A 24,728-nucleotide genomic window follows, 5' to 3' on the forward strand; every position below is an offset into this window, starting at 1 on the left:
GTTTCTCTACCCTAAGCCATCTCTTCTTCGAGGTCGTTCGACTCGACCCGCTCGACGGCGTGGTGGTAAGTCCATGGCTGCTGGTTGGGGGCATCGCCGCGAAACCGCTGCCGATATTGCTTGGGCGTTACGTTGAGCCGCCGCGAGAACGTCGTGCGCATATGCGTCGCACTATGAAAGCCGCATTTGAATGCGACCGTCTTGAGCGGAGCGTCGGTTTCTTCAAGCATTTTTCTCGCCGCGTCCACGCGAACCTGTTCCACAAACGCGGACGGCGTGACCTCCGCGTATTTCGCAAAGAGCCGCGAGAACGTACGCCGGCTGACCGAAACCGCTTTCGCGAGTTGTTCAATCGATAGCGCATCGGCCAGATGCTCGGTCACGTACCGGTGCACCTTGCTGATGATCGGATCCTCGCTCTTGCGCATGCCGATGTAAGGACTGTACTGAGACTGCCCGCCTTCTCTCTGGATATAAACGACCAGGCGTTTCGCCACGCGCACGGCGATCTGGTGGCCGCAGTCTTCGGCGACAAGCGCCAGACATAAATCGATGCCCGCTGTCACGCCGGCCGACGTAAAGAGACGCCCGTCGCGCGTAAATATCCGATCGGGCTGCACGTGCGCATGCGGGAAGTCCTCAGCGAGGCGCGCGGCTTCGGCCCAGTGCGTGGTCGCCTGCTTGCCGTCCAGCAGCCCGGCGTGGCCAAGCACGAATGCGCCATTGCAGACCGAGCCATATCGCGCGGCACCCCATGTCTGACTTTGCAGCCATTTCAGCAATTCGGCCCGCGGCCGGTAATCGGGCAGCGTCGGGCCGCCCGCGACAATGAGCAAATCCACCTGCAGGTCGAAATCCGCATAGCCGAAAGGTACCGAGAGTTGCATGCCGTTCGAGCAGGTGACGTGGCCCGCCTGCGCGCCGACGAGCACGACCTGATATCTCTGGTGCTCGGGAAGAAGCGTATTGGCTTCCGCAAACACGTCCATGGGGCCTGCGACGTCTAGCGCCTGCACACCATCGAACACAACCATGGCGACTTTCATGATCTGACCTTCGTCGAGTACAGCGAGTTCTCACGGCTACCGCGGCTCGTCGCACGAGCCTGGCTGTTTCGATTTATCGCGATATGCCGTGTAACGAGCGATGGCCCAGATTACCTCAACGCCTGCTTAACGAGGACACCCTTTCCGTTAACTTACTCTTGCGTCGGTGTAACAAGTGGGAAGCGGCGCCCCATGCTGCGGCGCAGCGTGTCGCGCAAACGCGACCACGGACCCTCGTGTCCTGGATGCCACTCATTTTGGCCAGCGAAGCGCCTCGATAGCACGACCACACGGTCCCGATCGTTGGCAGAATCGCCCATAGCAACCCTCGCAATTCTTCCAGATGCACATCGAAAAGATGTTAGGTGGACTGGCTATACGGAGAACCCGCCGAAGCAACCGTCCATAAGCTGGTGCCGAACATACGCTGTTCTCGAGTTGAAGGGATATCGACGTTTGATCCCGGCGCCGGAAAGACCGGCGCCCTTTGCCGTGCGAGAGCCAGCCGTGACCCAAAACCCGAACCTTGCTTCCCATGCGTTGCCGACATCGCCGGATACCGGCGAATCGATGTCGGGCGCGGACATCATTCTGCGTGTGCTCAGCGAGCAGGGTGTCGACACCGTATTCGGCTATAGCGGCGGTGCGATCCTGCCGACCTACGACGCCGTATTTCGCTTCAACGAAATGGTGGCGCAAAGCCCCGAGCGCCAGATCAAGCTCGTCGTGCCGGCCAACGAACAGGCGGCGGGCTTTATGGCCGCCGGCTATGCGCGCGCAAGCGGCAAGGTCGGCGTATTTATGGTGACGTCCGGTCCGGGCGCGACGAACGCGCTGACGCCGATCGCGGACTGCAATGGCGATTCGGTCCCTGTCGTGTTGATTTGCGGACAGGTGCCGCGCGCCGCGATCGGCTCCGATGCATTCCAGGAAGCGCCCGTCTTCAACATCATGTCGGCCTGTGCGAAGCAGGTCTTTCTGGTGACGGACCCGGCTAAGCTGGAGGAAACGCTAAGAACGGCGTTCGACATCGCACGCACGGGCCGACCGGGCCCTGTTGTCGTCGATGTCCCGAAAGACATCCAGAACTGGCAAGGCTTTTATAAAGGCCACGGCACCTTGCATTTTCGCGGCTACTCCGACCGCCTTCGCATGGTGGCCAAAGGCGCCCGACTTGAAGCGGGCAAACGCACGGAATTCTTCGCACTTCTCGCACAAAGCCGGCGGCCGCTGCTGTATGTGGGCGGAGGGGTGATCACGGCCGGCGCGGCGGCCGAGCTGCGCGAGTTTGCCGAGCGCTACCGCATTCCTGTCGTCACCACGCTGATGGCACTCGGCGCATTGCCCGCGAAACATCCATTGCGCCTCGGTATGCTCGGCATGCACGGGGCTGCGTGTGCGAACTATGCGGTTGAAGATTGCGATTTCCTGATCGCAGTCGGCGCGCGCTTCGACGATCGCGTCGCCGGCGGCCGCCCTCATGCTTTCGCGCCCGGCGCGCGGCATGTTGCGCATATCGATATCGACGCCGCGGAGATCAACAAGATCAAACGCGCGGACTGGGCGCATGTCGGCGATGCGAAGGATACCTTGCTGTCGCTGATGGAAGAACGCGCTGACGTACAGTCGCCTTCAGACTGGCTTGAGCATATCGCTGAGATGAAGCTTAACTACGGTATGAATTACGACCGCAACAGCCCGCTCATTCAACCGCAGTTCGTGGTCGAGCTGCTTGGTGAAATTACCGGCGGGCGCGCGATCGTCACCACGGGTGTCGGTCAGCATCAGATGTGGGCCGCGCAATTTTTCGATTTCGTCGAACCGCGCAGTTTCCTCACTTCGGGCAGCATGGGGACGATGGGTTTCGGCCTGCCGGCCGCGATCGGCGCGCAGTTCGCGCGACCGGACGCACTGGTGATCGATATCGACGGCGACGGCAGCATCCGGATGAATGCCGGCGACCTCGAAACAGCCACCACCTACGGCGCTCCCGTCAAGGTGCTGCTGCTCAACAACCTCGGCGACGGGATGATCCGGCAATGGCAACGTCTCTTCTACGAAGGGCGATTCTGCGTCAGCGATAAGGCGCTCCACAGCAAGGACTTCGTGATGTCGGCAAAGGCGGATGGCTTCGACTTTGCGCGCCGCGTCGAGACGATCGGCGACCTCGAGGCAAGCCTCAGGGCCTTCGTCGAATTCGACGGGCCCGCTTTCCTCGAAGTGATGATCGATCAGAACGCCGATGTATTTCCCATGGTCGGGCCAGGCCAGAGCTATTCGGAGATGGTCACGGGACCGTTCATACCGTCGCGACCCCGGCTGGAAGCGCGTTCGCGCGATGCCGATGGCCGGCGTGGTCAGACTGCTTCCGATATGTTCTAGCCGCCAGGTGCCCCATGATCGACGTAGACAAAATCCACAAGGTACTGGCGCATCCGCTGCGGCGGGAAATTCTGAGGTGGTTGAAGAGCCCAGGCCTCCATTTTCCGGAAAACCGCTCTCATCATCCTGACAGCGTATCGATCGGTACGATCCACGCGCGCACGAAGCTGTCGCAATCGACGGTTTCCGCGCATCTTGCGATATTGACGCAAGCCGGACTGCTGAAGATGCAACGCGTCGGGCAATGGGTGTATGTATGCCGCGACGAGGATACGATCCGGCTATTCGTCGCGCAGCTTGCGGAAGAGCTTGAGTAGCTAGGTCGACGACGACGCGGCGGCCGCCCTGCCGCGCAACCAGTTCATCGCGGTAAACAGCAGCGTCGCGAACACGATCAGCACGGTCGCCACCGCAAGAATCGACGGATTGATCTGATCGCGAATGCCGCTCCACATCTGACGCGGCACCGTGCGCTGGTCCGGGCCGCCGATAAACAGAATGACGATCACTTCGTCAAACGACGTAGCGAACGCAAACACGCTGCCCGTCGCAACGGCCGGTGCAATCAGCGGCAACGTAATGCGACGGAATGTCGTCCACGGTCGCGCGCCGAGGCCCGACGCCGCGCGCAGCAGGCTCTGATCGAACGACAGCAGCGAGGCTGTTACCGTGATCACGACGAATGGCGTGCCGAGCGCCGCATGCGCGAGGATCACGCCCAGATACGAATTCACGAGCCCGAGCGGCGCGAAGATCAGATAGAAGCCGGCCGCGACCACCACGATCGGGATAATCATCGGCGAAATCAGCAGCGGCATGATGATCGTGCGAAACGGGAACACCGAGCGGCTCAGGCCAAGCGCCGCGAGCGTGCCGAGGCAGGTCGCGATCAGCGTCGCGACGGCGCCGATACCGATGCTGTTCGCAAATGCCAGTTGCCAGTCGTGCGCGCCGAACGCCTGCGCATACCAGCGCAGCGAAAAACCTTCCATCGGGTACGAAAAGAACGAGCCGGAGTTGAACGACAACGGCACGATCGCGAGAATCGGCGCGACGAGGAACAGGAAAATCACGGCGCTATGCACGCGCAGCCACCCGCCCGCAATTCGCTCCGACAGCATCCGGTTACCTTGAGCTTGCATGAGTCCTCCGCGCTAGCCGAATCGCAACCGGTCGATGCCGACCAGCCGGTTGAACACGAAATAGAACACGGCCGTGAAAATCACGAGGTAGCAGGAGAGCGCGCCCGCGAGCCCCCAGTTCAACTGCTCGTTCGTCTGCATCGCGATCAGCTGGCTGATCATTTCGTCGCCGGCGCCGCCCAGCAACGCGGGCGTGATGTAGTAACCGAGCGCGAGCACGAAAACGAGAAAACAGCCGGCGCCGACACCGGGCAGCGTCTGCGGAATATAGACGCGCACAAAGGCGACGACCGGATGCGCACCGAGCGACTGCGCGGCCCGCACATAAACCGGCGACACGCCCTTCATCACCGAATAGATGGCGAGAATCATATAAGGCAGCAGGATATGCGTCATGCCGATCAGCACGCCCGCGCGGTTAAAGATTAGCGGCAGAGGATGATGGACAATACCCAGGCGCATCAGCGCGGCATTGATCACGCCGCCCGGTTGCAGCAGCACATACCATGCGGTCGTGCGTACGAGCAGCGAGGTCCAGAACGGCACGATCACGAACAGCATCAGCCGGTTGCTTTGCTTCGGCGCAAGCGTAGCGAGCAGATAGGCGACCGGATAACCGAGCAGCAGGCACAGCAGCGTCACCGTCGCGCTGATCTGCACCGTGCGCAGGAACGCGGCGCGGTAGACGGCGCTATCCGCGGGCACCGGGCTGACCGATCCGTCGGGCGTGACCTGTGCGTCGACGGCATTGAGCAGATAGTCAGGCGTCGGCGATGCGGCCGCTCGCTTCAACAGCCTCCACGTTTCGCTTTGGCCCCAGCGCGAATCGATATCGATCAATGCGGGCTTCCATGCGGCCGACGTTTGCGAGCGCGTTTCGCGCGCGGTCTTCATCAGCAGGCTACGGAATTCCGGTTGATAGAAATTCATCCGGCGCGCGACATTGCCGAGGTCGCCGCTTTCGGCGGCCTGTTTGAGCCCTTGCGCAAGCGCGGCAAACGCCGCTTCGCCGGGCACGCCATTGCCGTCCCACGAGTGCAGCGCCGCGGTCAGTTGCGGCATGCTGTCGCGCACTTCGGGGTTTTGCACGCTGCGTGCAAGCAGGCTCGCGATCGGCGCGACGAAGGTCGCAAGCAGGAACACGAGCAGTGGCAGCGCCAGCAGCAGCGCCTGCACGGCCGCTTTGCGGCGCGCCCGGCGCCACGCGGGACGGTTGCCACTGCTGCCGCTGCCGGTGCCGCTGCCAGTGCATGAACCGGCGTCGATCGATGCCGGCGGGTGCAATGTCGTGTTCATTGTCGCGCCTGTTTGCCTTACCGTTGCTTCAAGGTTGCGTCACGGGTGTGCGTTACTGCGTGAGCCACACCTGGAAGCGCTTGTTGATCGCATCGGCGTTGTCGGCCCAGAACGTCGCGTTGATTTGCAGCGGCCGCTTGAAGTTCGCCGGCGCGGTCGGCAGATCGGCGAGGCGATTCTTGTCGATCAGCGGAATCGCGTCCTTGCGCGGCGGCGCATATGCGATGTACTTCGACAGGTCCGCATAGGCCTGCGGCGTCGAAGCCGAGACGATGAACTTCGTGGCATCGGCCGCATGCTTGGCGCCCGCCGGGATACCCCACCACTCGTAGTCGTAAACCTGGGCATCCCAAACGATCTTGAACGGCTTGTTGTCCTTGTGCATCGCATCGTCGATGCGTCCGTTATAGGCTTGCGTCATCACCACCGCGCCGTCGGCGAGCAGCTGCGGCGCCTGCGCGCCCGCGTCCCACCACACGATGCTCGACTTGATCGTATCGAGCTTCTTGAATGCCCGATCGACGCCCGCGGGGGTGCCAAGTACCTTATAGACATCTTTCGGCGCGACGCCGTCGGCAATCAGCGCCCATTCCATCGCGACCTTCGGCGATTTGCGCATGCCGCGTTTTCCCGGGTATTTCTTCAGATCGAAGAAATCGTTGATCGTGGTCGGCGGCGTGCTGAGCTTTGTCGTGTCGTAGGCGTAGACCGTCGACCACACCATGGCCGACACCGCGCAATCGCTGATCGACCCTGGCAGGAAATCGCTCGTATTGCCAAGCAGCTTGCGATCGAACTTCTGCAGCAGGCCTTCGTCGCAAGCGGTGATCGCGTCATTGGTTTCGAGGTCGATCAGATCCCAGGTCGGATTTTTCGCCTGTTCCATCGCGTTCAGTTTCGCGAGGCCGCCGTCATACGATTCCAGCGAGAAGTTGACGCCGGTCTTCGCGGTGAACGGCTCGAACCAGGCCTTTTTTGCAGCGGTTTCGTACGCGCCGCCGAATGTGACGACCGACAGCGTGTCGGCGGCATGCGCGGCGGACGACAGAATGGAGAAAACGGTAACGGCGGCCAGAACGGCACCGTGCCGGATGCGGGAACGGGTAGCGTGCATTTTAGTTAGCTCCTGCGATAAGTGGCGATGCGGACGATGAAGGCGAAAACGCTGCGTTGTCGTCGGTTGTCACCGCGACGCGCGCAGAAAGTGCGGGTAGTACCTTGCAGTCGTCGCGGCGCCACGTGACGGCCGCGGTATGGCCGAGCGCGGGCAGATCGTGGTGCTGCGTATTCGGCACCTTCACGATCACGCTTTCCCCGTGAGCCAGTTTCAGATGCACACGGTGGTGGTCGCCGCAATAGACGAGTTCTTGCACCAGTGCATGGACGACATTGAATTCTTCGCTTTCGCCGCGGCGCGCGGAGCCGGCCGGCGGGGCGTTGTCCGCGGCGGCGAGATGCGCGCGTTCGGGCCGCAGCGCGAGCATCGCTTCACCCCCATCGCGCAGACCCGCGCCCGCGCGGCCGCTGATCGGCGTGCCATCGGCGAGGCGCAGCGTGGCCCACTCGCCGCTGTTCGCGACGACACGGCCGGTCAGGCCGTTGTTTTCGCCGACGAAGTTCGCAACGAATGCGTTCGCGGCGTTTTCATAGAGTTCGGTCGGTGTTGCCGCCTGCTGGATGCGTCCGTCGGAAAACACCGCGACGCGATCCGACATCGTCAACGCTTCGTTCTGATCGTGCGTGACGTAGACGATCGTCAGCGACAGTTCGCGATGCAGGCGCATGATTTCGTACTGCATGCTTTCGCGCAGGCGCTTGTCGAGCGCACCGAGCGGCTCGTCCATCAACACGACGCTCGGCTCGAACACCAGCGCGCGCGCAAGCGCGACGCGCTGCTGCTGGCCGCCCGACAGCTGCGCGGGCCGTCTTCCCGCAAGCTGCGGCAGCTCGACCATCTCGAGCGCGCGCGCCACGCGCGCCTTCTGTTCGCTGCGGCCGATTCTGCGCACCGACAGCGGAAACGCAACGTTCTCCGCGATCGTCATATGCGGGAACAGCGCGTAGTTCTGAAACACCATGCCGATATCGCGCTGATGGGCCGGCTTGTCGTCGAGCCGTTTGCCGTTCAGGCGAATCTCGCCGTGCGTGGGCGACTCGAAACCCGCGAGCATCATCAGCGTCGTCGTCTTGCCTGAACCGGATGGGCCCAACAGCGACACGAACTCGCCGCGCGCAACATCGAGATCGAGGCCTTCGACGACGCTATGCACGCCGTCATAAGACTTGCTGACCCCGTTGAATGAAATGAACGGTTGACTGGACATGGTCGTTTGATCATCCATTGCGCGTCATGACGTGGCGGTTCGCCGCGCAACATAGTGGGCGAAATCGTAGTTCGGCCGTTCGAGATGGCTGAGGTTGCCGGGTTTCGCAAGCGGTGCGTGCACGCCGCGGAACACGGCTTCGACGCCGTGCCGGTCCTCCGCATTGACCTCATCGAGCAGCGTTTTGAGCGTGGCCATATAGTCGGCCGCTTTGGGATCGTTGATGAATTCGGGCGAGAGCCCGCCGCCGAAGCGGATATGCACCTGGCCGACGCCGCGCGGCTGCAGCAGCAGATACCAGAAGTAGCCGGGCGTGAGCGTGACGAGATGTGTCGGGTAGATCGCGAGCAGCGCGGTCGTGCGCCGCCAGTGCCCTTGCAGGCGCGTGTTGTCCGGGTGCGCGTTGCCGATCGGCAGCGACGCTTCCTTCGTGATCCAGTGATAGTTGAATGCGGCGCGCCCGGGCGGGCATTCCATCTCTTCGAGCCGCGAATGCGGACCCACCGTCGCGCGATGCAGCATCGGCAGGTGGTAGCTCTCCATGAAGTTTTCCGCGAGGATCTTCCAGTTCGTGTCCCACACGTGTTCTTCGTGGAAGGTCTCGACATAGTCCGTCATACCGTACGGCTCGATCAGCCGCGTGAGTTCTTCGAGCTGCGAAGCAACGGGCGGCGCATCGGCATTGAGCGTGACGTATATCCAGCCCTGCCAGGTTTCGCAGCGAATCGACGGCAAGCGGTAGCTTTCCTTGCAGAAGCCCGGCTGTTGCTCCATCATCGGCGCGCCGGCCAGTGCGCCATCGAGCGAGTAGTTCCACGCGTGATACGGGCACACGATCCGTCTGACGTTGCCGCGTCCTTCGAGCAGCACCGACATGCGATGCAGACACACGTTCGACATCGCGCGCAGGCCACCGGCCTCGTCACGTATTACGACGATCGGCTGTGCGTCGATCTGCGCGGTCAGATAGTCGCCGGGCTTGCCGAGTGCGCTCGCGCGGCCGACGCATAGCCATTCCCTGCTAAAGATCTCGCGCTGCTCGAGCGCGAGAAATGCCTCGGACGTGTAGACGCGCGGCGGCATCGAGCGTGCGTCCTCGAACGGCCGCTCGCAGTTCGCCTGCAATTCGCGGGCGATCTCATGTCCGGTGTCCGGGGAGCTTGCAAGGGCAGCCATAGCATCTCCAGCTAGCATTTATTACGATGCACACCAATCTATCAAGTCAAATTACCAGCCGAAATATTGTTTTTGGATGTAAAAGCCAGTTTTTTCCTATGCAGCGCGCTTTGCGGCGCTGCATAGCGCTGTATCAACGATTCACCCATTGCGGTGCAGCTCGCGAATCTGCGTCTCGCAGAAGCCGGCAAAGCGCTTGACGACCTGACGTGGCTTCAGTTCCCGCGATTGCGCGATGCCTAGCGTGGTGGCCAGTACGTCTTCCTTGAACTGCTTGATCACGAAGTCCGCGCCATCCACGGTTTTGAATGATTTGAGCGGGTAGTTCAGGATGCTGTAGCCAAGACCGTTGGCCACCATGCCGCGCACCACTTCCGGTTGCGACGAGCGGAATGCCGGCACGGGACGCGCTCCGACCGTGTCGAACAGGGCGGCGAAGTATTCGCGGCTGTGCGGCAGGTCAAGCATCACGTAAGGTTCGTCGAGCAGTTCCGTTAGCGAAACCGCGCGCCCACGCGCGCGTGCAAGCCGATGCAGCTTGGGCAGGATCACATAAGGCGGCAGCGACACCAGCGGCGTGAACGAGATTTCGTCGGTGAGGTCGAGGCTATAGGTCAGGGCAAGGTCCAGCGTACCGTCGCGCAAGCCTCTGAGCAGGTCGTCCTGATGCGCTTCCTGCGTGCGGAAGGTCACACCCGAATGGCTTGCGATAAAGCGGCTGATCAGCGCCGGCATGACCGGCGGCGCAAGCGACACCATGCAGCCGAGCGAGATCGCGCCGGACATGCCGCCGTCCATTTCGCGCGCCGCCGACTGCAATTCTTCGGCATTTTTCAGCAGATTGCGCGCTTGCCCGAGCATGTCGCGGCCCGCCTGCGTCAGCGACAGGCCGCTTGCGTGATGGCGGATGAACAGTTGCACGCCGAACGAGGCTTCCAGATCCGCTAGCGCCGTGGAGATGGAAGGCTGCGAGATGTGCAGCTTTCTGGCCGCCGCGGTGAACGACAGCACTTCCGCGGTCACCACGAAGTACCGCAACTGCCTTAGCGAATAGTGCAATTGACCCACTTCCATCGCCTGTCCCCGATGCATTCCCTGTCGCGATTGTGCGTCGACAGAAATCTTTTTGCATAGGGAAAACCGATGTATTGCATTTTTGAAATGTGTTTTTCGGATGCGCACCGCAAGCGTAGATTGCACAAGCGCCTTTCAGAGGGAGACGGCGATGACCGCTGAAAACACATCCATCGATACGCTTATTGTGGGCGCCGGTCAGGCCGGCGTCGCCATGAGCGAGCATTTGAGCAGACAAGGGGTACCGCACCTCGTGCTGGAACGCGGCCGCATTGCCGAACGTTGGCGCTCGGGACGTTGGGATTCGCTCGTGGCGAATGGCCCGGCGTGGCACGACCGGTTTCCGGGACTCGAATTTGACGAGCTCGATCCCGATGCTTTTCCTTCCAAGGAACGCGTGGCCGATTACTTCGTGGACTACGCGAAGAAGTTCAATGCGCCGATCCGCACCGGCGTCGAGGTCAGGCAGGTAATACGTGCGTCAGGGCGCCCCGGGTTTGTCGTCGATACGTCGGATGGCGTGATCGAGGCGAACCGTGTGGTGGTGGCGACCGGCGCGTTCCAACGTCCGCTGATTCCTCCGATCGTTTCGAAGGACGAATCGCTGACGCAGATTCACTCCGCCGATTACCGCAATCCGGGCCAGTTGCCGGACGGTGCGGTTCTGGTTGTGGGTGCGGGATCGTCCGGGGTGCAGATTGCCGATGAGTTGCAGCGATCGGGCAGGAATGTGTATCTCTCCGTCGGGCCTCACGACCGGCCGCCGCGCGCGTATCGCAAGCGCGATTACTGCTGGTGGCTCGGCGTGCTCGGCGAATGGGACAAGGAAGTGGCGACGCCGGGCAGAGAGCACGTCACGATCGCGGTAAGCGGCGCGCGCGGCGGCCAGACCGTGGACTTCCGTGCGCTTGCGAATCAGGGCATTACGCTTGTCGGTCTGACGAAGTCGTTCGAGAGCGGCGTCATGCATTTCGAAGCGGATCTTGCGTCGAACCTCGCTCGCGGCGACGAGAACTATCTGGCGCTGCTCGATGCCGCGGATGCGTATATCGCGAACAACGGTCTCGACCTTCCGGAAGAACCGGCCGCGCGCAAGGTGCTGCCCGACCCGGAATGCGTGACCCGCCCTGTTCTCGAGCTCGATTTGCGTCAAGCCGGCGTGACATCGATTATCTGGGCGACCGGCTATACCGCCGATTACAGCTGGCTCAAAGTGAATGCGTTCGCGCCGAACGGCAAGCCGCAGCATCAGCGCGGCGTATCGACCGAGCCCGGCATCTATTTTCTGGGGCTGCCGTGGCTGTCGCGTCGCGGCTCCAGCTTTATCTGGGGCGTCTGGCACGACGCGCGACACATTGCGGACCATATTGCGATCCAGCGTAAATATCTGTCCTATCGCGATGCGTCGCAGCGTCATGCGGACGAAGGCTCGAAAACGGACGGCGACGATGGCGCACATCCTGACTCGATACGTCTTGCCGGCGTGATTGGCTAAAGGCTAAAGGAACGGCTAACGGTGCGGATCAATGCGCGCCGCGTTTACCCCTACGAACGAGGTAAAAAAATGAACCAACCTACTCATACCCGCATCCGTATGTTCAACACGCGGGATACGTACCCGAACCAGGCGCTGAACAACGACCTCTGCCAGGCGGTGCGGGCGGGCAATACGGTCTATGTGCGCGGACAGGTCGGCACCGATTTCGACGGCAACCTCGTCGGCCTTGGCGATCCGCGCGCGCAAGCCGAACAGGCCATGAAGAACATCAGGCAGTTGCTGGAGGAAGCCGGCAGCGACCTTTCACATATCGTCAAGACAACGACCTATCTGATCGACCCGCGTTACCGGGAGCCGGTGTATCAGGAAGTCGGCAAATGGCTCAAGGGCGTTTTCCCTATTTCGACGGGCCTTGTGGTGAGCGCGCTGGGCCAGCCGCAGTGGCTGGTGGAGATCGACGTGATCGCCGTGATCCCCGATAACTGGAAGCCGGATCAGGCTTGAGGAGCAGCCCATGACATTCTCGATAGTCGGGCGCTGCGCGGAAACGGGCCAACTCGGAATTGCCATCAGTTCGTCGAGTATCGCCGTGGGCGCGCGCTGCCCGTGGCTGCGCTCACGCGTCGGCGCGGTCGCGACGCAGAATGTCACGCTGCCGTCCCTCGGACCGCAAATACTCGATTTCCTCGAAGACGGGCAGCAGACGCCCATGTCCGCCCTGGACCTTGCACTCGAGTCGGACACTTGGAGCTCGTATCGACAGGTACTCGCGATCGACAACCTGGGGCAGACGGCGTTTTTCACGGGCAAGGAAGCGCTCGGCCTGCACCATGCCGTCGCGGGCGAGCAATGCGTGGCGGGCGGCAACATGCTCGCCAGCCTCGACGTGATCGAACAGATGGTGCGGGCATTCGAAAGCGCGCACGGCATGCTCGCCGACCGTTTGCTTGCCGCCATGCATGCTGCGATTGCAGCCGGCGGTGAAGCCGGGCCGGTGCACTCGGCGGCGCTCAAGGTGGTCGGCGATGTGATCTGGCCGATCGCCGACTTGCGCGTCGACTGGGCCGACGAAGGTCCGATCGGACAACTGGACGCGCTCTGGCAGGCTTATCGCCCGCAAATGCAGGACTATCTCACCCGGGCGCTGAATCCCACTGCGGCGCCCAGTTACGGAGTGCCCGGCGATGAGTGAGCGCTCGACCCTGGTTTTACTCAATGCGCTAATCGGTTTCGCTACCGTCAGCCGCGATTCGAATCTCGAACTGATCGCTTTTATCCGCGACTATCTGCAGGCACTCGGGGTGCAGAGCGAACTCTTCTACAACCCGGAGCGCACGAAGGCCAACCTGTTCGCCACGATCGGTCCCGACGATCGTGGCGGCATCGTGCTTTCAGGTCATACCGATGTCGTACCGGTCGACGGCCAGCCGTGGACGGTCGATCCGTTTCGCCTTACCGCCTGCAACGATCGGCTGTACGGTCGCGGCACGGCCGACATGAAGGGCTTTATCGCATCGGTGCTCTCGGCCGTGCCCACATTTCTCGAGCGGCCGCTGAAAGTGCCCGTCCATCTCGCGTTCTCATATGACGAGGAAGTCGGGTGTCTCGGTGTGCGGCCCATGCTCGCGGACCTGGAAAAACGTCCGCACCGGCCGCGCCTGTGTCTGATCGGCGAACCGACCGGATTGAAACCGGTGCTTGGCCACAAGGGCAAGCTCGCGATGCGCTGCCACGTGAAGGGCGCGGCGTGCCACTCGGCTTACGCGCCCTATGGCGTCAACGCGATTCAATACGCGGCGCGGCTCGTCAACCGGCTCGAGGAAATCGGCGAGGCGCTCGCGCAACCCGAGCATCACGATTCGCGCTTCGACCCGCCGTTCTCGACCGTGCAGACGGGCGTGATCAAAGGCGGTCGCGCGCTCAATATCGTGCCGGCCGAATGCGAATTCGACTTCGAGGTCCGCGCGCTGCCGGGCTTCGACGCGCAAGTCGTATCGGACAAACTGCAGACCTATGCGGAAACCGAACTATTGCCGAAAATGCGCGCGGTTCAGCGCGATACCGATATCCGGCTGCAACCATTGAGCGCTTACCCTGCTTTAGCCACCGAGCCCGACAGCGAAGCAGCGCAACTTCTGGCGTTGCTGACCCATACCGCCGAATTCGGTACCGTCGCGTTCGGCACCGAAGGCGGCCTGTTCGAGCAAGCCGGTATTCCCACCGTGGTTTGCGGGCCCGGCAGCATGGATCAAGGCCATAAGCCCGACGAGTTCGTGACGCTCGAACAATTGGCACGTTGCGATGCCATGATGGTTCGCCTTGCCGATCATCTCTGCACGTCCCCCTGAAGCCTTTGGAAATTCATACGCGCATCGTTCTTGCTTGATCTGCTCATCGCAATCGCTCGCAATGGCCGAGGTTAGGCGCCATGCGGGCAGGACCGCTCCGTGCCGAGCGGTAGGGAGCGGCGATGAAGAACATCAGCAGGTACGCGTGCGTTGCAATTTTCGCCGTGTTTTTTGCACTGCTTGCAGCATGCGGCGGAGGCGGCGGCGATAGCGGAAGCGGAAGCAACGCGGCCGGAACCCCGCCGGGCGGCGTCCAGTTGCAGGTTGTTTCGTTCGGCGACAGCCTGTCCGACGTCGGCACGTTTGCGCCGCTTGCGGGTCCGGTAGGCGGTGGCCGCTTCACCACGAATCCCGGGCAAGTGTGGGCGCAAAACGTCGCGCAATACTACGGCGACACGTTGAACGCAGCGTTCACGATCAGCGCCAGCCATCAATTGAGTCCGCACGGCGGCTTTGGCTACGCCGAAGGCGGGGCCACCGTTGCGACGCCGGCCAACCTCAACGACTTCCTGGTCGATGTGATTGGCGATGTGGAAATGCCGGTCAATCAGCAGGTGTCGAGCTATCTGTCCACGCACGGCAGCTTCAATGGCGGGCAACTGGTGCTCGTTTGGGCCGGCGCCAACGACGTGCTTCGTGCAGGCGCGCTGCCCGCGGCGATACCGGTCGTGCAAACCGCTGCCACCACGCTCGCGCAAATCGTCGCGCAGATCGTGCAGAACGGCGCGACGCATGTCGTCGTAGTCAATCTGCCGAACATCGGCGTGTCGCCGAAGGGACTGGCCGCGGCCGACGGCGGCGCGACACTCGCGCAACTGTCGCAGCTGTTCAACGACACCTTGAATGCGGCGCTACAGGCGAACGGACTGCAAGGCAAAGTGATCGAAGTCGATTCCTTTGGCTGGGTCAACCAGATCCTCGCCAACTTCCAGGCCAATGGCTTTGCGGTATCGAATACAGGCCAGGCATGCGACCCATCGAGAACGCCCGACAACACCGCCCTGCTTTGCTCGCGCGCGACCTATACGACGCCCGACGCGGACCAGACGTATATGTTTGCCGATGACCTCCATCCGACCACGCGCGTGCACGCGCTATTTGCGCAGTTCGTCGAGCAGCAGATCGCAAAGAGCGGTCTTGGACGCTAAGTCCAGGCGAAGAAACGACGTTGCCCGGCGGCCCAGGGAAGGCGGCTCATCGGATGTATAGTGGCGAGGCTCTCGCCCTATAGAAGTGAAAGGACCACCCGATGAACCTCGCAGCACTCAGCACCCCGGCGGCGCTAGTCGATGTCGCCCGTATGAACCGCAACATTGCCCGCATGCAGCAACGGCTCGATGCGCTCGGTGTGCGTTTCAGGCCTCACGTGAAAACGACAAAGTGCGAGCAGATCGTTCGCGCGCAAATTGCCGCCGGCGCTCAAGGCATCACCGTTTCCACACTCAAGGAAGCCGAGCAGTTTTTCGAGAATGGCGTAAGCGATATTGTCTACGCCGTCGGCATGGTTGCGGGCAAGTTACCGCAAGCGCTTCAATTGCGCCGTCGCGGATGCGATCTGAAGATTATCGTCGACAGCGTGCAGTCTGCCGAATCGATCGTCGCGTTTGGCCGTCAACACCACGAAGCATTCGAAGTGTGGATCGAGCTCGATGTCGATGGTCATCGTTCGGGCATCGCGCCCGAAGACGAGCGCCTCGTTGCAGTCGGCCGAGCGCTCGTCGATGGCGGCATGAAGCTTGGCGGCGTGTTGGCTCACGCCGGGTCCAGTTACGAATACAACACGCGCGAGGCACTCGTCCGCATCGCGGAGCAGGAGCGCGCCGGCGCCGTGCGCAGCGCTGAACGGCTTCGTGCAGCGGGACTGTCGTGCCCCGTCGTCAGTATCGGTTCGACGCCGACCGCGCTTTCGGCCGAACATCTCGAAGGCGTGACGAAAGTGCGCGCGGGCGTGTACGTGATGTTCGACCTCGTCATGCATAACGTCGGCGTTTGCGAGACTTCAGACATCGCGCTAAGTGTATTGACGACTGTGATCGGCCATCAGGAAGAAAAACGCTGGACGATCGTCGACGCGGGCTGGATGGCAATGAGCCGCGATCGAGGCACGCAGCGCCAGCAGCACGACTTCGGCTATGGCCTCGTGTGCACCGAACATGGCGACGTGCTCGGCGATTACATCATGAGCAGCGCCAACCAGGAGCATGGAATCGTTGCGCGCATCGGCGCGGCGGATACGAGCATCGCTGAGCGGTTCCCCATTGGCACGCGCCTGCGCATCCTTCCCAATCATGCATGCGCGACGGGTGCTCAACATCCCGGGTATCACGCGCTAAGCGAAGATGGCGCGATCGAAACGTGGCCCAGGTTTTACGGCTGGTGATACCGCTCAAGACTAAAAGGCATAGCAGCCTTGAAACTTGCTCCGCTCCTCGTTGTTTAGCCTCTACGTGGAGACAATGTGTGAGGCGCTTTTTAAGCTGCTACAGAGCGGTTAATCAGGGTTTAGATGGCATTCAGGTGTTGGCATGTGCGCTAAATACTTGTGGGCAGAGAGCAAGAGCGTTTTAATGTGCTCTGTGTGCCGTGCGCACCCGCACCCAGGCGGCACATCATTCCCGGCTCATCGGCTTCTCACCGGCTGCTCATAGGCGGCATAGGCGGCGGCACTGGTTCACACATTCCATGTGGATGCCCTCTCGTAGCCTTCTCACTTACTCCGGCCGCATTGCGCTGGCGGCCACGCTTGGGCTGATCGTTTCGATCGTGATCGGCCTGCACGAGCCGCATTGGGCCGCATGGACCGTCGTTTCGGTCGGCAATGCGGTGCGGGGCGACGGCCTGCTCAAGTCGCTTTATCGCGCAATCGGCACGGCGATCGGTGCGCCAGCAGGCTTGCTGCTGATGTTCATTGCGCACGGCAATGAGCCGTTGCTGGTCGGCGCGCTTGCCATCTGGCTGGCCGCATGTGTCTATGTGGGTATCTCGATGCGCAATTACCGTGCTTATGCGGCGGTGCTGGCCGGCTATAGCGCGGCAATCATCGCGATGTCGCTGATCGGCGAAAGCGGGGAGTTGCTCCAGATCGGCGCGGACCGCTGCATCGGTATTTTCATCGGCATCATCTGTGCATTGCTCGTCTTGCTTTTGTCGCGCGATGCGCAAAGCGGTCGCGCCAACCGACGGATCCGGCACGCGATCTCGATAGCATGCGCATGGTGCGCGGACCGGCTTGCCGGTCTGCCGCGCGCGCGGGCCGCGGACGGCGTCAACCCGCAACGGCTGCGCGGACAACTGATCGATATTCTTGCGCTCGACGGCGCCGTGCACAGCGCGGCGGCCGAATCGCCGACGCTGTGGAAACGCACGAGCCGCTTGCACGGCGTCGTGTCCGCGTTGATCGATCTGCTTATCGTGTCGCGAGGCGTCGAGCGGAATATCGAACGGCACGCTACGGCAAACGGCGAGATAAGCGGCGAAATCGAGAGTGGCATTGCCAAAGCCTCCGAACTGCTGGCTTCCGTGTCCGGCGTGCTGCGCAGCGATGAGCCGGACGACGCCGAAAAGATCGAGCCGCTTCGTCGCGAAGCACAAGCATTGCGCGTGAGGCTCGCATCGATCCGCGCCGGGAATGTGCGCGAACGCCGACGCCTTGATTTGCTCATGGCCCTTCTGCATGCGGTGGAAGCCGCGTTGCGAACCTATACCGCGCTAACCGGTACGCACGAAGACGACGACGCGGACAGCTATCCCGCACCGGTCTATGCGATCGATCGCCGCGGGGCGCTCGCCGCGGCGTTGCGTGCGGGGGGTGCGTTGCTGCTAGCCGGCGCGATCTGGATTGCCACCGGCTGGCAGGGCGGGGCTTTGCTTGTCGCATTTACGGCGGTTGCAGTCGCGCTCTTCGCGATCCGTCCCAACCCGTTGGATACGTCGCTCGACTTTCTTGCGTCTGGCTCCGTTGGCGCCGGCATGGCCGTGCTGTTCTATGCGGCCGTTACGCCGCACATTTCACAGGCAATCGGCGTTGCACTTGCCGAAGGCTGCATGGTCTTTCTTGCCGTTACCCTCGCCTCTGTGTTTTCGAATACGTTCTGGGCATCCGCTTTCTGCATGGTGTTTCTCGCCATAACCGATCCGACCGCGCTTGCCGACACGACGGCAAGCGCGGTGGGAACGCATGCGCTAGGCGTGATTGCAGGCGCCCTACTGGCAATGCTCGCCTATCGGCTTGTGCCGTCGCGCAGCGTCGAGAACCGGTGGCGCAAACGGCATCTTGAACAAACGGTGCAAGCCATCACGAGCTTGATTGCGATGCCTGTCGATGCGCGCATCGCCAACACGCATCACGCGTGGCAAACGCGCAGCCTCGATACGCTCATGCGACTTGCCTTGCCCGCAGCGTCGGAAACGGATATCGACGAATGCATGACGTGGATTGAGATTGGAGTCGAGCTGATCAAGCTGCAGGACGAGTTGCGTGCCGATGTCGGAGTGTTGCCGCCGGGCGTAAGAAAGACGGTGGACTCATTGTTCGAAGCACTCAGGAATAGCAAACCGCAAACGTGGCACGCCCCGATGGCTTCGGCCAATGCCGAGCTGAACGAAGTGCAAGCGGGGCAAAACGATCCGCTTCCTGTAGATCAGACGGTATTGAGTGTTCGCATGCGGGTTGCTGAACTGACTGGACTGTTGACGCGAGTCGATGCGCCCAGATTCAAAGATCGAAGCCCATTTGCAAGCGTCCCGCCTCCGTTAGATCCGCCGCCGTTGCGCGCCCAACGAAATCCACTTCGAAATGATCGCCCGGAAAGTCAGGCGGGCTCTTGCCGTCGATAAAGCTGGGCAGCTGCCGTTTCAGATAGGCATCGTTCTTCGCACAGTCCGGCGCCGACGCGATGTACATCACATTGCTATAACCGTTGCCCCGATGCGCATCTTCAACCGCATGAATCACGTCGCTATGCCAGAACACCGTGTCGCCCGCCTGCATAAGCGGAATCGACGAAAGCGCATCGAACAGCGGCGCGTGATATTCGGACTTGATCGATAGCGCGCGTCCCGGCATCGCGCCGCATAGATCGTCATCGGCCACATCGTCCTGAAGCGCGCGCAGCAAAACGTAGACCATCGAGTTCGCAAGCGGCACGAGTTGCAATGTGCCGTCGCCTGGGCCTTGCGGCGTCAGCGCGGTCCATCCCTGGAACGTGCGGAACATCGAGCAAACCGCCGGCGACGGAATCTCCTCCACGTCGGTTCGCCATGCCGCATCGAACGGGTCGTAATTACGCCAGTTTCCCGAAAACACATGGCGATAGACCTTGCGGAAATTCGGCTCGATCCACCGCTCGACCGATCCGCCGTCGCAATGCGCCGAGAGCCCCAGCGATTCCGAGCCCGGTGGCCTGCGACGCAGCCGGTCCGCATAAACGGGCACGCGGTCCGGGTCGAAATGCACGCGCCCTTCGCTTTGCGCACGCCAAAGCCGGTTCAGAAACACGCGCGCCTGCGCAAGCGCCGGCGATTGCCTTGCGAGCACTTGCGGTTTCGACCAGTACACGCCGTAAATCTGCGGCTTGCTCGAGGCAAGCTGACCGAAGTATTTGTCTTCCGCGCGATTCATCAGCTTGGCGTCGAGGTTGTTGCGCTCGACGTAGTCCGCAATGTCGTGGTCCCACTGCTCGACAAGCGATCGATCGAACACGTTGCGAATCACGCATGCGCCGCGTGCCTTGACGAGCGCAATCTGCTTGACGCCGACACGGTTCGCAACGATGTCTTCGAACTGGATCTCGGGAATAACCGGCTCGCCGCGGTCGCGAAGCGTTGCGATATGTCGAGCCTCTTCGTTGATTGCCGCTTCGACATCGGCAAATACCGCGCGATAGTTGGGCAGCGCTTCACGCAGTTCCCGCTTCGCGGTCCTGATTGCTGCCGGCAGATCATCGATTTGCAATGCCATTGCACCGTCTCCGTATGCTGATATGCATGCATTGAAGCGTACGTCAGCGCCGGCCATGCGAGTGATACTATCGGGTCAATGTTTTTGCTGATCCAGCCATGAAAGCAACATACGAACACGTGGAGTTCGGCGATAGCCGCTCGGTGAGGGTTTACCATCGGCGGCTGCCGAGAATCCCGTTCGAGTGGCACCATCATCCCGAGTACGAACTGACCCTGACGATGAATAGTCAGGGCAAGCGGTATATCGGCGATTCAGTCGCCGTCTATGGCGCGGATGACCTCGTGCTCGTTCCGCCGAATCTGCCGCATACGTGGGCATCGAATCGCTCAATCGACCCAGCGGATCCGCAAGTCGCAATCGTCGTATGGTTCGACGGCGCATGGGTGCGCCGCTTCGCCGACGTCTGCCCCGAGTACAACGGCTTACGCAATCTTCTGCGGCGCGCTGCGTGCGGGCTTTCATTCGAAGACGGCGCCGGTACGCACATGCGCGGTGAAGTGGAAAGACTCCTTTCGAACGATCCGCGCGAGCGGCTCAAAGCGGTGCTCGATGTGTTGCACGGGTTATCGGAGTTGCCGGCCGCACCGCTCGCATCGCCGAGCGCTTTCGATGCCAAAGCGGGTACGCCGTCCGGACACGAGCCCGATCAGCTCAATCGCGTCCTCGCGTTGATCGACACGCAATTCGCGCATCCATTGCGGCTGGCGACGCTGGCGAAGGCGTCGGGTCTTTCGGAGCGCTCGCTGACACGGCATTTCACACAGCATGTGGGCGAAAGCGTCGGCCGCTATATCACGCGCGTTCGAATCGGCCACGCGTGCCGGATGCTGACTGATACGCCAATGCCGATATCGGTGATTGCCGCGCGCTCGGGGTTTTCGAATGTGGCGAATTTCAATCGCCAGTTCAAGGCATCAAGGCATTTGACGCCTGCTGCATACCGGCAGCAGTTTGCCGGCGCACGCCGCGCTGAAGATGAAATGGCGCCGGCTTTGACCGAGCGCTCGCCATCGCTTCAACGAAAGGCGGCGCGCGGGTGAGCCGCGTCAGTCAGGCGCCCTACCTAGCCACCTCGCGATATTGATCGAATAGCGGTGAATGTCGCGCATCGCCTGCTGCTCCGTTTGCATGCCGTTCCCCGGCGGTTCGCTCACGAAGCTCGGAGCGCCGTGCCGCGTGTCCCAGTTGTAGTCCGCGAAATGGTGAAACGTACTTTCGGCGACCGCGGGGCCTCCATCCGTCGAAGGTTCGAACACGACGGCGAGATTGAAGCTGTTCCCCGTGGCTTTGCTTGTGCCGCGTGCAACCACGCGCGCGGGTTCATCGTGCGGCGCGGCGACGGCGCCTTCGTGCGGATGCGCCGGCAGGAAGCGGATCGCGCCGGTCGGCGACTCGGGGTCAGCGAGGATCGGATGTGTCGGTCCGACAATCGCCACCTCCTGAAAGTCTCCATTTGCGCCCGAGTGAAAATTCGGCCACAGAATATAGGACGTGAACGGGTCGTCGATCACGCGCCTCGATTCGTCGGGGTCGGGGTTGTGCGTGTGAAAGTGATGCGCCTTGCCTACCCCGCCCAGCGTGCAAAGCGAACAGCCGAGATCCATATGATCGCGCGTGACAAGCAGGCCGCGGCCGGACCGGCGGAATCGCGTGATGCCCGCGCAGTCTTCAGGCGTCAGTCCGTTGCCGACGTCGACGGCGAAGAGCCACAACTGATCGAATTCCGTCTCATCGAGGCGGGACAGAATCGAGTCGGGCTCGCCCGGCGGATCCCGGTCGCGCGCGACGACATTGAAGACGGCGTGTCCCTCGGCGTCCCGATGCGATCGCAACAATTCCGCCAGTCGGCTGAACCGCGCGATCGACCAGTCGTCGCTAGTAGGCGGAATGGTCGTTTGAAGCAGGATCTGGATGGTATTCACGATGGCTTTCTGGTCGGGTCGATGGATCACATAGCGCGTCACAGCGGCAGTCGCCGCCTGACGAAGTCTCTAAAGGTAGCGAAAGCTATGTAATTGTCAAATGAGGCCCGCTCTCAAGCGCTGCTTATGGCTCTCCGGGAAGTTAAGCGGTTCGCGAGTTCGACTTTTTGAGCAATCCCACATGCTGGTCATGCGGCGATCCGGCGTGAAAGCCTTACGAAGGCTGACCACCGGTCATTTATCGGCACAGGGTCCAGGCGGCGCGCGCCTGAACTTTTGACTACGCTGTAATTCTCCCGGGCTGACGCCGTACAGCTTCTTGAACGAATTGCTGAAGTGGGCCGCGCTAACAAATCCGCACTGCCATGCCACTTCGCTAACGCGCAGCGTCTCGCCTCCGGTCGCGAGGATTTTCTTTGCCCTGGCGAGTCGCTGATGCAGCAGATAACGCGTCATCGACGATCCGTCGCGCTCAAAAAGCCGGGTCAGATACCGCCTCGATACGCCCATCGCGCTCGCCACCGTTTCCACGCTCATGCTCTCGTCTCCGACGTGGCGCTTGATGTAACGCTTGATCTCTCTTAGCATCGCGTCGGAACTGCGCATGGGTCGTGGCGCATTCAGGTCGTCGGCGACTATCTCCATCAGGTCGGTCAGGTGCTCGGCGGTCAGCGTCTTTCCGTGTGGACTGCAGTGCTGGCCGTAAGCGGCCGTTGATGCGATGAACGACCTCAGCACCGCCACGTCCGGCGACGTCACGTCCGGCATGAACATCTCGCGGCTGTGCAGTACGGCGCCTCTTTTCTCAAGCGCCGCTCTCGGCATGCGCAACGCTAGCGCGCGAGAATCGCGATGCGACGTCTGCGTGTATTCGATGCTGGCGTCGAACAACAACAGCGCCCCTTCCGTCAGGCTCAACCGGATCCCGTCCTGTTCCATGTCGATCGCACCGCTTTCGACAAGCAGTATGACGAGCGCATCGCTTCTCCAGTTGTTGTGTCCGCGTCCTGGAATCCATGTCCATCGCTGACCGGACAGATCCGCGGTTTCGAATCGAAGATCTTCCATGATCCACGATGCGGTCCGAAGATCGCGCTGAATTCCCGCATCGAATTCGCACTCCATGCTCCAGTTCGTCCTCACCAGGTCGCGCCACTCGTGTTCCGTTCTGGCGACCTGGTCTTCAAGCGATTGTGTGACGAAGCGATTCATCCCCAGTACCATCTGTGGCCCACGACCGAACGCGATTCCCAGCAAAGGCTTATGCGCGTATCAGTCATAGCATCCCTAACGATTGGACTCGTCAAAGCGAATCGTCCAAGCGCACTCTCACTGCAAAGCGGTACGCAGAATAATCCATTTGCCCACACACAGGGTTGACTGACGAATGAATCGCTTGCCTGAAAATTCGTCCGTTTTCTGTTTAGCTAACCGACACGCCAAACCGGAATAAACCGCTACCTCATATGTTCATGACTGGACGGAATCAGCAGCTTTCGAGCGAACGCTTTCATGCTGAAAGTACCCAAATCAATTGTCATACTGGCAAAGGTTGAGACTGATCCATGTCTAGCAAGCTTCAGCAATGGGATGTGCAATTCACCAACGCGGAGTCGTGGACCACGGTCATGGCGGAAGGCTACGACGTGCACTCCACGCTTACACGTTCTTCTTTGCCCGGTTGCTTCATCAAGGCACGACAGGCCGGCGAGATTCAGATGACAACTGTCCGCGTAGCCTGGCAAAATATCTCGCCGCTCGTGAACCGGTTCAAGGAAGTGGGAGGTGAAGACGATTACCTTTACTGCAAGATCGTCCAAAGCGGGTCGTTCGATCTGGTAAGCGGTAAAAACGAGCAATCTTTCGGGCCGGGCAGCGTGCTGTTCGTCAATCCGGATAGCTACTTTACCGAAATTTACCGGGAACCCACCGAACTTCTGCTGCTTCGCTTGCCTAAGAAAGCGTTGCGCGAACGTGGCGGCCACGATGCGGTCCAGCAATATCTGGCACCGGATATTCAATGCCCTGACGTACGGGCAGTCGGCGAGTTTGTGCAATACTTCGAAAGACAGGCGGGCGTGGTCAGTCCTTACCTGTCGGATCAGCTAAGCCGTCAATGCCTCGATATGATGGATACGCTTCTCACGCGTCCGGGAAATGGCGCTGACAGGCCTCGGGTCGCAACCGCATTTCATGCGAAGCAGACCATCATCCGGTTGCTTGGCGAGCAACGGCTTAGCGTCGAGCGCATCGCCGAGGAAATCGGCGTATCGCTCAACCAGCTGAATCGCCTGATGAAGGCCGATGGTCTATCGCCGATGCGCTTCGTCTGGCAGATGCGACTCGAACGCGCATCGCGCCTGCTCTCCTCGCCCGCACACGGCAGAGTGTCGATCAAGGAGGTGGCGTATCGCTGCGGCTTCTCAAGCGAAGCACACTTTAGCCGTGCGTTCAGGAGCCGCTATAGCATGACTCCTCGCGAATTCTTGCGCCGCTCAAGCCGGTAGCCCCATTGAGCGGTGAGCGGCAAGTCCGGCATGAAGGCGCCGTCAAGCGGC

20 protein-coding genes and 1 pseudogene are annotated in these 24,728 nt (G+C 61.4%); 11 read left to right on the forward strand and 10 right to left on the reverse strand.

Translation table 11 applies throughout. The features are described from left to right. Nucleotides 1-11: 11 nt before the first annotated feature. A complete protein-coding gene (locus ACYPXD_RS19640; RefSeq protein ID WP_459714762.1) occupies nucleotides 12-1,046 on the reverse strand; it encodes a GlxA family transcriptional regulator in 1,035 nt (344 codons plus the stop codon). 507 nt (nucleotides 1,047-1,553) lie between these two features. Between ACYPXD_RS19640 and ilvB the strand changes: the two genes are divergently transcribed. Both ilvB and ACYPXD_RS19650 read left to right on the forward strand, forming a co-directional pair. Next, nucleotides 1,554-3,428 carry a biosynthetic-type acetolactate synthase large subunit gene (ilvB, locus tag ACYPXD_RS19645; protein ID WP_459714765.1) on the forward strand — a complete coding sequence of 625 codons (1,875 nt, stop codon included), beginning with the start codon at nucleotides 1,554-1,556 and terminating at the stop codon, nucleotides 3,426-3,428. Nucleotides 3,429-3,442: 14 nt separating this feature from the next. Beyond that, nucleotides 3,443-3,745, forward strand: a complete 303-nt coding sequence (locus ACYPXD_RS19650) for an ArsR/SmtB family transcription factor (RefSeq protein ID WP_459714767.1) — start codon at nucleotides 3,443-3,445, stop codon at nucleotides 3,743-3,745. Here the strand turns inward: ACYPXD_RS19650 and ACYPXD_RS19655 are convergent, their stop codons facing one another. The 6 genes from ACYPXD_RS19655 to ACYPXD_RS19680 all read right to left on the reverse strand — a co-directional run bounded on the left by ACYPXD_RS19655 (nucleotide 3,746) and on the right by ACYPXD_RS19680 (nucleotide 10,440). After that, nucleotides 3,746-4,570, reverse strand: coding sequence for an ABC transporter permease (locus ACYPXD_RS19655; RefSeq protein ID WP_459714771.1), 825 nt, complete (start codon nucleotides 4,568-4,570; stop codon nucleotides 3,746-3,748). It lies immediately after the preceding gene. A 12-nt stretch (nucleotides 4,571-4,582) separates the two neighbouring features. Next, nucleotides 4,583-5,866 (reverse strand): ABC transporter permease, encoded by a 1,284-nt coding sequence (locus ACYPXD_RS19660; protein WP_459714774.1) that lies wholly within the window; start codon nucleotides 5,864-5,866, stop codon nucleotides 4,583-4,585. A 52-nt stretch (nucleotides 5,867-5,918) separates the two neighbouring features. Then, the gene (locus ACYPXD_RS19665; protein ID WP_459714776.1) at nucleotides 5,919-6,980 is read right to left on the reverse strand and encodes an ABC transporter substrate-binding protein; all 1,062 of its coding nucleotides are present in this window, start codon (nucleotides 6,978-6,980) and stop codon (nucleotides 5,919-5,921) included. Nucleotide 6,981: 1 nt separating this feature from the next. Further along, complete coding sequence (locus ACYPXD_RS19670; RefSeq protein ID WP_459714779.1) at nucleotides 6,982-8,190, reverse strand: ABC transporter ATP-binding protein; 1,209 nt, start codon at nucleotides 8,188-8,190, stop codon at nucleotides 6,982-6,984. A 24-nt stretch (nucleotides 8,191-8,214) separates the two neighbouring features. Beyond that, nucleotides 8,215-9,366: an aromatic ring-hydroxylating oxygenase subunit alpha gene (locus ACYPXD_RS19675; RefSeq protein WP_459714781.1), complete on the reverse strand. Its 1,152-nt coding sequence runs from the start codon at nucleotides 9,364-9,366 to the stop codon at nucleotides 8,215-8,217. Between the two features lie 141 nt (nucleotides 9,367-9,507). After that, complete coding sequence (locus ACYPXD_RS19680) at nucleotides 9,508-10,440, reverse strand: LysR family transcriptional regulator (protein WP_459714955.1); 933 nt, start codon at nucleotides 10,438-10,440, stop codon at nucleotides 9,508-9,510. A gap of 151 nt (nucleotides 10,441-10,591) precedes the next feature. Between ACYPXD_RS19680 and ACYPXD_RS19685 the strand changes: the two genes are divergently transcribed. From ACYPXD_RS19685 to ACYPXD_RS19715, 7 genes and pseudogenes are all read left to right on the forward strand, one after another. After that, nucleotides 10,592-11,935: a flavin-containing monooxygenase gene (locus ACYPXD_RS19685; RefSeq protein ID WP_459714783.1), complete on the forward strand. Its 1,344-nt coding sequence runs from the start codon at nucleotides 10,592-10,594 to the stop codon at nucleotides 11,933-11,935. A 69-nt stretch (nucleotides 11,936-12,004) separates the two neighbouring features. Beyond that, nucleotides 12,005-12,442, forward strand: coding sequence for a RidA family protein (locus ACYPXD_RS19690; protein WP_459714786.1), 438 nt, complete (start codon nucleotides 12,005-12,007; stop codon nucleotides 12,440-12,442). A 10-nt stretch (nucleotides 12,443-12,452) separates the two neighbouring features. Then, nucleotides 12,453-13,130, forward strand: coding sequence for a DUF1028 domain-containing protein (locus ACYPXD_RS19695; RefSeq protein ID WP_459714789.1), 678 nt, complete (start codon nucleotides 12,453-12,455; stop codon nucleotides 13,128-13,130). Continuing rightward, nucleotides 13,123-14,286 carry an acetylornithine deacetylase gene (gene argE / locus ACYPXD_RS19700; RefSeq protein WP_459714791.1) on the forward strand — a complete coding sequence of 388 codons (1,164 nt, stop codon included), beginning with the start codon at nucleotides 13,123-13,125 and terminating at the stop codon, nucleotides 14,284-14,286. The genes ACYPXD_RS19695 and argE overlap by 8 nt, the downstream gene beginning before the upstream one ends. Nucleotides 14,287-14,408: 122 nt before the next feature. After that, complete coding sequence (locus tag ACYPXD_RS19705; RefSeq protein WP_459714793.1) at nucleotides 14,409-15,434, forward strand: SGNH/GDSL hydrolase family protein; 1,026 nt, start codon at nucleotides 14,409-14,411, stop codon at nucleotides 15,432-15,434. A 101-nt stretch (nucleotides 15,435-15,535) separates the two neighbouring features. After that, nucleotides 15,536-16,666, forward strand: coding sequence for a DSD1 family PLP-dependent enzyme (locus ACYPXD_RS19710; protein WP_459714795.1), 1,131 nt, complete (start codon nucleotides 15,536-15,538; stop codon nucleotides 16,664-16,666). Between the two features lie 308 nt (nucleotides 16,667-16,974). After that, nucleotides 16,975-18,888, forward strand: a pseudogene (locus tag ACYPXD_RS19715) (FUSC family protein); the annotation flags it as partial. Nucleotides 18,889-19,000: 112 nt separating this feature from the next. On the opposite strand, the gene ACYPXD_RS19720 reads toward ACYPXD_RS19715, so the two are convergent. Next, nucleotides 19,001-20,245 (reverse strand): DUF1479 domain-containing protein, encoded by a 1,245-nt coding sequence (locus ACYPXD_RS19720; RefSeq protein ID WP_459714797.1) that lies wholly within the window; start codon nucleotides 20,243-20,245, stop codon nucleotides 19,001-19,003. Nucleotides 20,246-20,343: 98 nt separating this feature from the next. On the opposite strand from ACYPXD_RS19720, the gene ACYPXD_RS19725 reads away from it, so the two are divergent. Continuing rightward, entirely contained in the window at nucleotides 20,344-21,288 is a 945-nt protein-coding gene (locus tag ACYPXD_RS19725; RefSeq protein ID WP_459714799.1) for a helix-turn-helix domain-containing protein, read from the forward strand. A 6-nt stretch (nucleotides 21,289-21,294) separates the two neighbouring features. Here ACYPXD_RS19725 and ACYPXD_RS19730 read toward each other — a convergent pair whose 3' ends face one another. After that, entirely contained in the window at nucleotides 21,295-22,170 is an 876-nt protein-coding gene (locus ACYPXD_RS19730) for a hypothetical protein (protein ID WP_459714801.1), read from the reverse strand. Nucleotides 22,171-22,404: 234 nt separating this feature from the next. Beyond that, nucleotides 22,405-23,382 carry a helix-turn-helix domain-containing protein gene (locus tag ACYPXD_RS19735; RefSeq protein ID WP_459714803.1) on the reverse strand — a complete coding sequence of 326 codons (978 nt, stop codon included), beginning with the start codon at nucleotides 23,380-23,382 and terminating at the stop codon, nucleotides 22,405-22,407. A 380-nt stretch (nucleotides 23,383-23,762) separates the two neighbouring features. Between ACYPXD_RS19735 and ACYPXD_RS19740 the strand changes: the two genes are divergently transcribed. Beyond that, nucleotides 23,763-24,677: an AraC family transcriptional regulator gene (locus ACYPXD_RS19740; protein ID WP_459714805.1), complete on the forward strand. Its 915-nt coding sequence runs from the start codon at nucleotides 23,763-23,765 to the stop codon at nucleotides 24,675-24,677. The last annotated feature ends 51 nt before the right edge of the window (nucleotides 24,678-24,728 follow it).

The sequence above is a fragment of the Paraburkholderia sp. 2C genome (genome assembly GCF_054589215.1).